Source organism: Corynebacterium sp. HMSC071F07 (assembly GCF_001810285.1).
GTDB lineage: Bacteria > Actinomycetota > Actinomycetes > Mycobacteriales > Mycobacteriaceae > Corynebacterium > Corynebacterium simulans.
Genome location: NZ_KV800702.1, coordinates 140048 through 152094, shown reverse-complemented (window position 1 = coordinate 152094; position 12047 = coordinate 140048). Strand labels below are relative to the sequence as shown.

Genomic DNA, 12047 nt, shown 5'->3' with positions numbered 1-12047 from the left:
CCCGTCCATTCAAGTTCGAGGGCGCACGCCGTACCCGCCAGGCAATGTCTGGCATCGAGGAGCTGCGCGACGTCTGCGACACGCTCATTGTTATTCCGAACGACCGCCTGATGCAGCTGGGCGGCGAGGAGCTGTCCATCGTCGAGGCATTCCGCGCAGCCGATGAGGTCCTCCACAACGGTGTCCAGGGTATTACGAACCTGATTACCATCCCGGGCATGATTAACGTCGACTTTGCCGACGTCCGCTCCGTCATGGCCGATGCCGGCTCCGCCCTCATGGGCATCGGCTCTGCACGCGGTGACAACCGTGCGCTCAATGCCGCTGAGCAGGCAATCAACTCCCCGCTGCTCGAGTCCACCATGGAAGGCGCAAAGGGTGTTCTGCTCTCCATCGCCGGCGGCTCTGATCTTGGTCTGCATGAGGTTAACGCCGCTGCATCCATGGTCGAGGAGCGCGCTGACGAAGACGCCAACATCATCTTCGGTACCATCATCGATGACAACCTGGGCGACGAAGTCCGCGTCACCATCATCGCCACCGGCTTTGATGCACAGGCCAACATGACCACCGCAGCTCAGCCGACACAGTCCCAGCCACAGCAGCAGCGTCCGGGCTCCCTGTTCGATAACCGCCAGGAAACTTCGGCGCAGCAGTCGGCGCAACAGTCGGCACAACAGCAACCAATGCACCAGCAGCAACCGGTACAGCAGCAGCCGCTGCAGCAGGAGCCAGTGCAGCAGCAGCCGGTACAGCAGCAACCGCGCTACGAGGAACCTGCGCAGCCGCGTTACGAGGAGCAGCCGGCTGAGACCTACCGTCCACGCCATTCCTCCAACGGTCTGTTCACCAGCTCCGATCGCTTTGCTCGTGAAGATCGCCGTGACGACTACCGCCTGTCCCGCCCGGCAGATCGTCGTGACGACCGTCGCCACGATGACGGCGATGATGATCTCGACGTGCCGTCCTTCATGCGCTAAAGCAGCAAAATACTGCGCTAACCTGGAGTGCATGCCAGTAAACGAGGAAGCACCTAAACGCCCCGTTCGCATGGTCTTTACGACTCGTGCGGGCGGGGTTTCGTCATCGCCTTACGACTCTTTCAACCTAGGCGACCACGTCGGCGATGACCCGGCAAACGTCGCCCATAACCGCGCCCGTCTCGCCAGGGTTCTCGGGCTCGATGAGATTGTGTGGATGGAACAGCTCCACACCAACACCGTTACGCGCGTCGACCGTAGCCATGTTGGCACCCCGGTGGCGGCGACCGATGCAATCGTCACTACCGAAAAGCGCTTAGGACTCGGGGTTTTGGTTGCTGATTGCACCCCCGTATTGCTCAGCGACATCTCCGCCGGCGTTATCGCCGCTGCCCATGCTGGTCGGCTCGGTGCCCGCAACGGGATCATTCGCAACACGGTTACTACGATGTGCGAGCTGGGCGCGAGCCCCTCCAATATTCAAGTTCTTCTCGGCCCCGCCGCATCGGGACTGAACTATGAGGTGCCTGAGGCTATGGCAAACGACGTCGAGAAGCATTTGCCCGGGGCGAAGACCCGCACAAAGAAGGGCACCTGGGGCGTCGACGTGCGCAAGGGCCTTGTCCGTCAGCTGATGGGGATGGGAATTACCAACATTGAAGCGGACCCTCGCTGCACCATCGAAGACAGCGACTTCTTTTCTTACCGCCGCGAAGGCACTACCGGACGCCAAGCCGGTGTTATTTGGTTGGAGGCATAAATGACACGCAAGCAGCAATTACAGGAAAACCTCGAGCGCACCCGCGCTGATATCGCAGAAATCGCCAAGAATGCCGGCCGTCCTGCGCCCGAACTGCTGCCGGTGACCAAGTTCCACCCGGCTGCCGACGTCGCGCTACTCGCCGAGCTTGGTATCACTGACGTCGCCGAGAACCGCGAACAAGAAGCCCGTGCCAAGGCGGCGGAGTTGCCGCAGATGTGTTTCCATATGATTGGCCAGATTCAGACGAAGAAGGCCAATCACGTCGCGCGGTGGGCACAAAGCGTGCATTCGTTGGATACGGAAAAGCTTGCGCGTGCGTTGGACCGGGGCGTCGGCAATGCTCTGCAAGCGGGCGAGCGCGAAGGAAAACTGCCGGTGTTCATCCAGCTCTCCCACGACGGAGATACTGCGCGCGGGGGAGTAGCCTATGCGGATGTCGATGAGCTTGTGGGCCTCGTGGAGGATCTCGACAACCTCGAACTGCGCGGTTTCATGGTCGTTCCGCCCCTAGATGCGGACCCCGTCGAAGTTTTTGCCCGAGTTCGCAAGCTCTGTGACGAGGTGAGCGGCCGCCTTGGACGGAAGCTTTTGATGTCGGCGGGAATGAGCGCAGATATGGCTGTGGCGATTGCCGCGGGAAGCGATATCGTGCGTGTCGGAACCGGCATCATGGGACCCCGCCCATTAGGTTAAGTGGCAACGCAAAAGCGCATTTCACGGGTGCAATTCACTGCTTTCACATGAGTAACATTCGCACCAAATAACATGCTCAACAATTAGGGTCAGAGGGAGACCAGAAATGTCATTGATTGATAGGACGAAAGAGTTCTTCGGACTGGGTCCGGTGGACATCGAAGCGGACGACGCATACTACGCAGACGAGCGCAGCTATGAGTCCAACGGCTCTGCTGCTTACGCGCCGCGCTCTTTCGAGCCGGCAGCGCAGGAGGAGTTCGTTCCGACTATCGTCGCGCTTTCCCTCGTTTCCTTCAACGATGCCGCCAAGGTCGGCGCACCGTTCCGTGATGGCGACGCCGTTGTCTTTGAGCTGACCGATGCGGACAAGGCGTCGGCAAAGCGTTTCATTGACTTTGCTGCTGGCCTGTGCTTCGGTCTCGAGGGTCGCATGCTCAACCTGACCAAGGGTATGGACACCGACCGTCGCGTTTCGCCATCGTGCCGAAGGATGCAGGCATCTCCACTCTGGAGCTTGAGCGCGCAGCGCACCTGCGTTAAGCAGAAGCTTTTAAAGTAGCGCCGTCTTATCTTTCCTCTAAGTGTTGGTGGGGGAAGGGTAGGGCGGCGTTCGCCATTAGCGAGCCGAGTGCCGAACACGGGGGTAATTCATATAGGCTCGAGCGGGTGAGCATTATCGGATATAGTTTGTTGCTGCTTCTACGCATCTTCTCGTGGATTTTGGCCCTGCGAATCATCATCGAGATGATTCAGTCTTTCTCGCGCCAATTTAACCCACCGCGGTGGTTCATGGTGGTGGCAGAGCCGCTGTTTGTAGTTACTGACCCGCCAGTAAAGGAACTCCGCCGCGTGGTCCCGCCGCTGCGTCTGGGCGGTGTGGCACTGGACATGTCCATCCTTGTTTTGTTCCTGATTTTGATGCTCTTGCAACTGATTGTTGTTGGAGTGTTCTTGTAGTGCGGGTGTATTAAAACCTCCCGTTAACGTTGAGACTGCGTGCAACGTTAGATAATGTGGGCTTTTGGATATAGTCTTTACTGATATTCCGTAAAATTAAACGCACAAGTTCTTTGTTAGCGCGTCCTGTGTAGACACCTGAGTTCAGAATTTAGGTACTCTCGGGATACGTTTACATCTCCCAAAAACTCCGGACCCACCGGAGTTGCACCGACTCGAAGGGGAAGAGAAGTCAATGCCACTGTCACCAGCTGATGTTCACAACGTCGCTTTTAGCAAGCCGCCAATTGGCAAGCGTGGCTACAACGAGGATGAGGTCGACCAGTTCCTGGACCTCGTCGAGGACACCCTTGCCCAGCTGCAGGACGAGAATGATGACCTGCAGTCTCAGGTAGAGCAGCTGCAGTCCAAGGGCGGCGCTGGTGCTGTAGCGGGTGCCGCTGCAGGGTCCGCAGCTACTACGGGTGCAGACGAAGCTACCCTCCGTAAGGAGATCGAGTCCAAGCTGCGCGCTGAGTACGAGACCAAGCTTGCTGATTCCGAGAATGAAGTTGCCAAGGCTAAGGAAGAAGCAAAGCGCGCGCAGGAACAGGCAAAGAATGCTGAGTCCGCTAAGGCTCCGGCTGCTGCTTTCTCGAACAACGATGCTGAGCTGAAGGCTGCACGCGAGGACGCCGCAAAGGCAAAGCGCGAGCTCGAGGCAGCTCGTGCAGAGGCTACTCAGGCCAAGAAGGACCTCGAGGCTTCCAAGAAGGAGAACGAGGACCTGAAGAAGAACGCTGGCTCTGCAAAGACCGCAGCGGCTTCTGGTCTGGCTGGGGCAGGTGTTGGCGCTGCCGCAACCAAGGCTGCCGACGGCCTGGCTACCCCAGAGACCCACATGCAGGCAGCTCGCGTTCTGGGCTTGGCGCAGGAGATGGCAGACCGCCTGACCTCCGAGGCAAAGGCAGAGTCCGAGTCCATGCTCTCCGAGGCACGCACTGCCGCCGAGAAGCAGCTGACCGATGCTGATTCCCGCTCCAAGGCACAGCTCGCAGACGCTCAGCAGAAGTTTGACGCACAGCTCGCAGACGCTGATACTCGCTCCAAGAAGCTGGTTTCCGAGGCTGAGGCTAAGGCAAAGCAGACCGAGTCCGAGGCTAACTCCCGCGCTGAGGCACAGATTCGCCAGGCAGAGGAGAAGGCTGCTGCCCTGCAGGCTGACGCTGAGAAGAAGCACACCGAGGTCATGAACACCGTCAAGCAGCAGCAGACGGCTCTTGAGGCTCGTATCGCTGAGCTGCGCACCTTCGAGCGCGAGTACCGCACCCGTCTGAAGACCCTGCTGGAGTCCCAGCTGGAGGAGCTTGAGACTCGCGGCACCGCTGCTCCTAACGGCGAGGCTGGCAAGTAAAAGCTATTTATAAAGCGCCCTTCCGAGTATCCGGGAGGGCGCTTTTCTGGAGGTTTAAATGCTTGTTGCAGCACTCGTCTTGGCGTTCGTGGCTTTCCTAGCTCTCGTCAACTTCATTCTGACTGCAGCTGATTGGTCGCTGTATCTTCTCTTCGCTTCTGCCGGCCTAGGCATGGTGCTGTTCGTGATAGACGGTCTACGCAAGCGCAAACCTGATCTTGCGCAGGACGAGGAGGCAGGGGAGTACCCTGCCTCCTAGATTGTGGCGCATTGCCCTGACATTGCATTGCATATAGTCGTGGTTGTTGCCTTTTTGCTAGCCGCGCTGCCAGCGCACCTTTCCATCGACCCTGGCTAACCTACCGCGTAACGGCGGGGCGTTAGGGTCGTCCTCGTTCACGCCGTTGTGGTAATGACACAAAGTCGCAAGATTTGCCATGTTCGTTGGGCCTCCCTGCGACCAGGCGTTTAAGTGATGCACCTGACTAGTATCTGCCGGGTGATTACAACCTGGCCAAGCACAGGTGGGATTTTCCGCTCCCCGCCATCAGTCTTTGCTTGTGGTTGGCAAAGCGCTTCGTGCGATAGAGATTCACTGGCCCCTCATGTGGATGCACGAGTGTGGCGAAGTCAAGGCACGAGTCCAGTGCTCTTCTCACGAATTCCGCGCCGGACATGACGGCGCCGTTTGTCATTTGCAGGCTTATCTCCTCGCCGTCGCCCTGCAAGATCTTTGCCAGCGCGGGCAGTTGTACGATGACGTTGGTATGTACCCGCGGCCTTTCTCCGGTTGCGCTAGACACCCTTGTTGAGTCCTTAGCAGCGGGGAAGAAGAGGTTCTCCAAAGACTCCAGGGGAGAAGCAGGGTCGATAGCCGCATGCATATCCGCGATTAAAGTCGATGGGCCGGTGATCGCTAAAGTCCATGGCTTATCCTTGCGGCGATAAAGCTTTACTCCTTGCTCTGGCTCGCGCTCGCTATTGAGCGCCTTCAGCTTTTTCTTCGCTAGCTGCTCCATCGCGAGGGTATCGGCCTTGGTATTGCACAGTTCCTCGCGCATCTGCCACGCCGCACGTTGGGTCTTCGCGCGCATTGCGTAGCGTTCGATAACTTCGATTGTGGGCAGGGAATGGCCAAGCCTTTGCGCCGCGGCCACGGAATCGCGTTGCTGGCGGGGGAAAGCGGTGCGGCCAAAGTAGACGTCGTAAAGCGCGAGCAATTGCTGTGCCGTTTTATCCGGCGCGCCAGCCGAAATCAAAGCCTTTTCAGACAGCCCTGCGCACCCAGCCACGATGTCCATGCCTGGGCGTATTGCCGCTAAGAATGTCTGAAGTGAAGTCATAAACCCACCCTAAAAAGCCCTATCGACAAGGCACAAGGGGCAATTTTCAACCTGTGGATAACTTTGTCTCAACCGACTCATTGATATCCATTTGCACCACTCGGGAACCTCAGCCTGTGAAAAGTTGACGCCGTGGGTATAATTTCCTCACGTATGCAATGATCCGGCCATCACCGGGGAGCATCTCGGAAGAACCTAAGCCACAGAGCTTAAAAGTAGAACCGAGCGGGTGGGACCGAAATCTCCTTCACCGAAATGAAGCGGGCGCATTTTCGCGCCAAGCAGGGTGGTACCGCGAGCCGCAAGGCGCGTCCCTGCACCAGCACTCGAGTGAAGGAAGATTAATGAGCGAAAACGTAGGCGGTGTCTACCCCAAGGTAGACATGACCGGTGGTTCCACCCGTTTCCCCGACATGGAGGAAATCGTCCAGAAGTTCTGGAAGGAAGACGATACCTTCAAAGCCAGCTTGGACCAGACCAAGGATTGTCCTGAGTACATCTTCTATGATGGCCCTCCCTTCGCGAATGGCCTGCCACACTACGGTCACCTCCTGACCGGCTACGTCAAGGACATCGTCCCTCGTTACCGCACGATGGCAGGCAATTATGTGCCACGTATCTTCGGTTGGGATACCCACGGCTTGCCGGCTGAGTTGGAGGCGGAAAAGCAGCTGGGCATCACGGACAAGGCTCAGATTCAGGACATGGGTCTAGCCAAGTTCAATGAGTACTGCGAGAAGTCCGTTATGCAGTATGCAGATGAGTGGGAAGACTACGTCAACCGCCAGGCACGCTGGGTTGATTTCGAGAATGGCTACAAGACGCTCGATATCAACTACATGGAATCTGTTATGTGGGCTTTCAAGGAGCTCTACGATAAGGGCCTTATCTACCATGGATTCCGCGTGCTGCCTTATTCCTGGGCGGAGCATACTTCGCTGTCTAACCAGGAAACTCGCCTGGATGATTCTTATAAGATGCGCCAAGACCCGACGCTGACGGTGACTTTCCCGGTTACTGGTGCGAAGGCTGATTCGGCGGCTGCGGAGACGCTTTCCGCACATCCTGCGCTTGCCGACGCCTCCTTCCTCGCCTGGACCACGACACCTTGGACTTTGCCGTCGAATGCTGCATTGGCGGTCCACCCTGAGGTTAACTATGTCCTGTTCAAAGCTACGGATGGCGACTTCGCGGGCCACACGTTCATCATGGCCGAGGCTTTGACGGCGACGTTGGCCAAGGAACTCGGCGAGGTAGAAGTCCTCGAAACTTTCCAGGGCAATCAGTTGGAAGGCTTTACCTACGAGCCGATCTTCGGATTCTTCCCAGAGCTGGAGAACGCCTACCAGGTCATCCTTGCAGATTACGTCACCACTGAAGACGGCACCGGCGTGGTTCACCAGGCTCCAGCCTTTGGTGAGGACGATATGTTGACCTGCCAGAAGTACGGCATCGAACTTGCCATCCCAGTAGATGAGGACGGCGAATTTACCTCGCAGGTTCCGCCGTATGAGGGCCAGTTGGTCTTCGATGCGAACAAGGACATCATCAAGGATCTTAAAGCTGCTGGCCGCGTGGTTCGCCACGTGACGATTGAGCACTCCTACCCGCACTCTTGGCGTTCGGGCGAGCCTCTTATTTACAAGGCAATGCCGGCGTGGTTTGTGAAGGTGACCGAGTTCCGTGACCGCATGGTGGAGCTAAACCACAACGAAATCGAGTGGTTGCCGGAGCATATCCGCGATGGCCAGTTCGGTAAGTGGCTGGAAGGCGCACGAGATTGGAACATCTCTCGTACTCGCTACTGGGGTGCACCGATTCCGGCGTGGGTTTCCGATAACCCGGAGTACCCGCGCGTTGATGTCTACGGTTCTTTGGATGAGCTGGAGGCAGACTTCGGCGTGCGTCCTACCTCCTTGCACCGCCCATACATCGATGAGCTGACCCGCCCGAACCCGGATGACCCGACGGGCAAGTCCATGATGGTTCGTGTGCCGGACGTGCTGGATTGCTGGTTCGAGTCTGGTTCGATGCCGTTTGCGCAAAAGCACTACCCGTTTGAGAACAAAGAGTGGTTCGAGACGCATTCGCCGTCTGACTTCATCGTGGAGTACTCGGGCCAGACGCGTGGTTGGTTCTACGTGATGCACGTACTGTCTACGGCGCTGTTTGACCGTCCGGCGTATAACAAGGTCGTCGCTCACGGCATCGTCTTGGGCAATGATGGTCTGAAGATGTCGAAGTCTAAGGGCAACTACCCGAACGTCAACGAGGTCTTTGACCGCGATGGCTCGGATGCGATGCGCTGGTTCTTGATGTCCAGCCCGATTCTGCGCGGCGGCAATCTGATCGTCACGGAGCAGGGCATCCGCGAGGGCGTGCGCCAGGCCATCTTGCCGATCTGGAATGCGTATACCTTCCTGCAGCTCTACGCGAGCCGCGAGGCGAAGTTTGATGTCACTTCGGGCAATGTTCTTGACCGCTACATCCTGGCTAAGACCCATGACTTGGTGGAGCATACCGATGCGGCGTTGGCGAATACTGACATCGCTGCGGCGACGGAGGAGGTGCGTCACTTCGCGGACGTGCTGACCAACTGGTACGTGCGTCGCTCGCGTGACCGCTTCTGGTCGGGAGAGGAAGAGCACGCAGAGGCCTTTAACACCCTCTACACCGTGCTGGAGACTGTCACCCGCGTGGTGGCTCCGCTGCTGCCACACGTGGCTGAGGTCATCTACCGCGGCCTGACCGGCGAGCGCTCCGTGCACTTGGCTAGCTACCCGAAGGCTGAGGATTACCCGGCTGATGCGGAGCTGGTTTCCGCGATGGATGCAGTGCGCGCGGTAGCTTCCGCAGCCTCGAGCGTGCGTAAGTCCAACAAGCTACGTAACCGCCTGCCGCTGCCGAAGCTGACCGTGGCCATGGCTGATTCCGCGCAGCTCGCTGACTTTGCGGACATCATCCGCGATGAGGTCAACGTGAAGGATGTCATTCTGACCGACGACGTCGATTCCGTGGGCACCTTCGAGGTTGTCTGTAATGCAAAGATCGCGGGTCCGCGCTTGGGCAAGGACGTCCAGCGCGCAATCAAGAACCTGAAGGCGGGTAATTACGAGCGCCGTGGTGACGAGGTTGTCGTTGACGGCGATATCGTTCTGGGCGCTGATGAGTACACCGAGCGTCTGCAGGCGGCGAACCCGGCATCGACGGCGCGTATCGACGGCATCGATGGCCTCGTGGTCTTGGACACCGAGGTGACCGAGGAGCTCGAGGCAGAAGGCTGGGCCGCCGACGTCATCCGCGGCCTGCAGGATGCCCGTAAAGCCGAGGACTTTGAAGTCTATGACCGCATCAGCGTTGTCCTGTCCGTTCCGGCCGAGAAGGAAGAATGGGCACAGCGTCACGCGGAGCACATTGCGGCTGAGGTTCTGGCCACCGAGTTCAATGTGGTTACCGAGCCTCTCGAAGGCCACAAGGTGGTCAAGGACGTCACCGCGACCGTCGCGCGCACGAACGTATAGACACCTGGATGTCAGAGCTTAAGTGAATAATGCCCGGAAGGAGGTAGTCTCTCCTTCCGGGCACGTTTCTTTTTGGCCAGTTACCTGGGTATTTTTCTGTGTAGATTTGCAGGTATGCGAATCGAACACATGGCCATGTACGTACAGGGCTAAAGACCTATTTTCTGAGTTTCGAAGACGGTGCCCGTTTCGAAATCATGGCGCGACCAGGCCATGAAAAGCGGCTAGCTTCGGCTGGGTGGAATCATTTGGCATTGTCTGTGGGCAGCCGCGAGAAGGTAAATCGTCTCGCGGCGCATGGGTACTATGAATTCGCCTTTCTTGATGCGGAGGTGACTATTTAGGCCACAGTGCGCAAAGTCAGCGCTGTGCGCCGGGCAGGTGCGCACGCCAGGCAATAGTGACGTTGATTAGACACAAAATGGCCAAAATGCTGCCGATGATGAAAAGCTTCGTAAATCCGATGTAGGCCGATAGCGCGCTAAACGCCATAGGGATGAAGAAGCCGGTATAGGAGATGGAGTAGTACACGGCGGTGAGGCCTGCCAGCTCCTCTTCACCGGCGATCCGCTGGACCTCGGAGAGTCCTGCGACAAGGGCGAGGCCGTAGCCAGCGCCCATCGTGGCGGCAGCGGCGATGCCCAAAGGCAGCGACAACGTCTGCGCTGCGAAGGCCGCGACGAAAGCCCCGAGCGTAATAACCGCCATGGCGATCGCGGATGCTCGGGCGGACTTATGGGTATCGATGAGGCGTCCGAGCATTTGCACGCCAACGCCGCAGCCCAAAGTAATGACGGTCATGAGGCCGGAGAACGCAATGGGCGTTTGCCCCGCAGACGTGGCGAGCAACTGCGGGAGCAAGGCATAGGCGGCACCGGCACATCCGAATACCCACGGGGCAACGGGAACGACCACGCGCAGGAAGCGCTTGTGAGCGGCGGCCGGGATATGCAGCATTTCGAGCATCTCGCGAACCTTCAGCTCCAAGATGGTGGTCTTTACCGTACCGTGGCGTGGCTCACGAGTTTCCGGAGTATACGTCAGCCAAACCGCAGTCGCGAGAGTCAGCAGAATGTGCAGGATATAAGCCAAATGCGTGGGCCAAGGTCCCCATTGCGCCAGTACCGAGGCAATTCCGGCGCCTACCAAGAATCCGATGGTAAGGCACAGCGAAGCTTTTCTTGCACCGGCCGCGGGGTCCCCTCCAGCCCGGGAGACAAGCTCGGTAATCCACGTGGAACCCACCGCCATAACAAGGCCCAGCGCCATGCCACACAGCACGCGACCTAGCGCGATGATAAGCGGCTCATGCGGAGCGATGGACAGCAGGAAAGATCCCAGCAGCGACAAAGGCGCGGCCGGCAGGAGAGTAGGCTTGCGGCCGATGAGGTCGGATAGCGGGCCTCCCACAAGCAACGCGGGGACGATTCCTAAGACATAAGCCGCGAGCAAACCGTTGACGGTCACCTGCGAAAAGTGCGAAGTCTCGCGGTACATCACCAACAATGGGGTGAACTCGTTGCCGCCCCACGCGACCGCCACCATTGAACCGGCGACGGGAAACCACGAATGAGGCCTAAACGAAGGCAACCCCTCCGGCCCCGGCGATGCGCTAGGCGCGGACTCAGTCGCGGGCACAGGGGAAAGCGACGATGTGGATGTTGAGGTTTGAGTGCTCACAGTTGATTCCTAGAAGTAGTCAGGTGGTCTTCGAGTTCGGTGAGGTAGGTGGAGTAGTTGCCGTGGCGGAGGGCTTCGGCAAGCAGGCGGTGCTGGGCGACGAAGCCACGCGCTCGCTCCACATTGCGGCCAATTGCCGTGGCTGTGAAGCGCTGCTGACGCTCGCGCAGTGTGTGACCGAGATGGGCAAGCAGGCTATTTCCGCCGTTGTCCATGATGGTCTGGTGGAAACGCGCATCGAGGTGGGCGTATGTGCGCAGATCACCGGCGTTGAGCGCGGCGTCTTGTTCCGCGATGATCGCATCGAGGCAATCAGCAATGACGGCGCGCTCTGCGGCGGGGAGGGCGCAGATATGGCGGGCGGAGTGGGCGTCGACAAGCAGGCGCGCCTCGTAGACCTCGCGAATCTCGCGCGGGCTGATCGGGACCACTAGCGCGCCGCGTTTGGGATAGAGCTTCAAAAAGCCCTCAACTTCCAAGCGGAGGAAGGCCTCGCGCATGGGAGTCCTGCTCATCCCGAGCTCTGAGGCGATGACTGCCTCGGAGAGCATCTCGGATTCGGCAATGTCACCTTCGATGATTGCACGCTTGACCCATTCATAGGCGCGCTCGGCGGCTGGTGTGCTTGCATTTGACATGCATTCATCTTGCATACAAGCCACGGGCGTTGTCTAAAAAATCGTGCTATTCGTGAGGCGGTGATCACCTTCGTGC

9 protein-coding genes and 2 pseudogenes are annotated in these 12047 nt (G+C 58.5%); 8 read left to right on the top strand and 3 right to left on the bottom strand.

Translation table 11 applies throughout. From position 1 onward, the window contains the following. The 7 genes and pseudogenes from HMPREF2724_RS04465 to HMPREF2724_RS04435 form a co-directional block, all read left to right on the top strand. The coding region (locus HMPREF2724_RS04465; protein WP_070587339.1) for a cell division protein FtsZ at nt 1–980 on the top strand (980 nt) is incomplete at its 5' end. A 31-nt stretch (nt 981–1011) separates the two neighbouring features. Continuing rightward, nucleotides 1012–1740 carry a peptidoglycan editing factor PgeF gene (gene pgeF / locus HMPREF2724_RS04460; RefSeq protein WP_061923470.1) on the top strand — a complete coding sequence of 243 codons (729 nt, stop codon included), beginning with the start codon at nt 1012–1014 and terminating at the stop codon, nt 1738–1740. Further along, the gene (locus HMPREF2724_RS04455) at nt 1741–2436 is read left to right on the top strand and encodes a YggS family pyridoxal phosphate-dependent enzyme (RefSeq protein ID WP_061923468.1); all 696 of its coding nucleotides are present in this window, start codon (nt 1741–1743) and stop codon (nt 2434–2436) included. A 106-nt stretch (nt 2437–2542) separates the two neighbouring features. Beyond that, nucleotides 2543–2979: pseudogene (locus HMPREF2724_RS04450) on the top strand (cell division protein SepF). A 126-nt stretch (nt 2980–3105) separates the two neighbouring features. Next, entirely contained in the window at nt 3106–3396 is a 291-nt protein-coding gene (locus HMPREF2724_RS04445; RefSeq protein ID WP_061923462.1) for a YggT family protein, read from the top strand. Nucleotides 3397–3631: 235 nt separating this feature from the next. Further along, the gene (locus HMPREF2724_RS04440) at nt 3632–4789 is read left to right on the top strand and encodes a DivIVA domain-containing protein (protein WP_070587337.1); all 1158 of its coding nucleotides are present in this window, start codon (nt 3632–3634) and stop codon (nt 4787–4789) included. A gap of 58 nt (nt 4790–4847) precedes the next feature. Beyond that, nucleotides 4848–5048, top strand: coding sequence for a hypothetical protein (locus HMPREF2724_RS04435; protein WP_061923455.1), 201 nt, complete (start codon nt 4848–4850; stop codon nt 5046–5048). A 57-nt stretch (nt 5049–5105) separates the two neighbouring features. Here HMPREF2724_RS04435 and HMPREF2724_RS04430 read toward each other — a convergent pair. Continuing rightward, nucleotides 5106–6132: pseudogene (locus HMPREF2724_RS04430) on the bottom strand (HNH endonuclease signature motif containing protein). A gap of 344 nt (nt 6133–6476) precedes the next feature. On the opposite strand from HMPREF2724_RS04430, the gene ileS reads away from it, so the two are divergent. Next, a complete protein-coding gene (gene ileS / locus HMPREF2724_RS04425) occupies nt 6477–9653 on the top strand; it encodes an isoleucine--tRNA ligase (protein ID WP_070587336.1) in 3177 nt (1058 codons plus the stop codon). A 360-nt stretch (nt 9654–10013) separates the two neighbouring features. Here ileS and HMPREF2724_RS04420 read toward each other — a convergent pair whose 3' ends face one another. Together HMPREF2724_RS04420 and HMPREF2724_RS04415 are read right to left on the bottom strand one after the other, a co-directional pair. Beyond that, the gene (locus HMPREF2724_RS04420) at nt 10014–11198 is read right to left on the bottom strand and encodes an MFS transporter (protein WP_061923445.1); all 1185 of its coding nucleotides are present in this window, start codon (nt 11196–11198) and stop codon (nt 10014–10016) included. Nucleotides 11199–11329: 131 nt separating this feature from the next. Continuing rightward, on the bottom strand, nt 11330–11971 hold the full coding sequence (locus tag HMPREF2724_RS04415) for a GntR family transcriptional regulator (protein ID WP_070456005.1): 642 nt from the start codon (nt 11969–11971) through the stop codon (nt 11330–11332). Between the last annotated feature and the right edge of the window lie 76 nt (nt 11972–12047).

Excerpts from the sequence above, each read along its gene's own strand:
- HMPREF2724_RS04420 (WP_061923445.1), bottom strand. The coding sequence starts at position 11,198 with ATGGTGGCGGTCGCGTGGGGCGGCAACGAGTTCACCCCATTGTTGGTG.
- ileS (WP_070587336.1), top strand. The coding sequence starts at position 6,477 with ATGAGCGAAAACGTAGGCGGTGTCTACCCCAAGGTAGACATGACCGGT.
- pgeF (WP_061923470.1), top strand. The coding sequence starts at position 1,012 with ATGCCAGTAAACGAGGAAGCACCTAAACGCCCCGTTCGCATGGTCTTT.
- HMPREF2724_RS04440 (WP_070587337.1), top strand. The coding sequence starts at position 3,632 with ATGCCACTGTCACCAGCTGATGTTCACAACGTCGCTTTTAGCAAGCCG.
- HMPREF2724_RS04435 (WP_061923455.1), top strand. The coding sequence starts at position 4,848 with ATGCTTGTTGCAGCACTCGTCTTGGCGTTCGTGGCTTTCCTAGCTCTC.
- HMPREF2724_RS04415 (WP_070456005.1), bottom strand. The coding sequence starts at position 11,971 with ATGTCAAATGCAAGCACACCAGCCGCCGAGCGCGCCTATGAATGGGTC.
- HMPREF2724_RS04455 (WP_061923468.1), top strand. The coding sequence starts at position 1,741 with ATGACACGCAAGCAGCAATTACAGGAAAACCTCGAGCGCACCCGCGCT.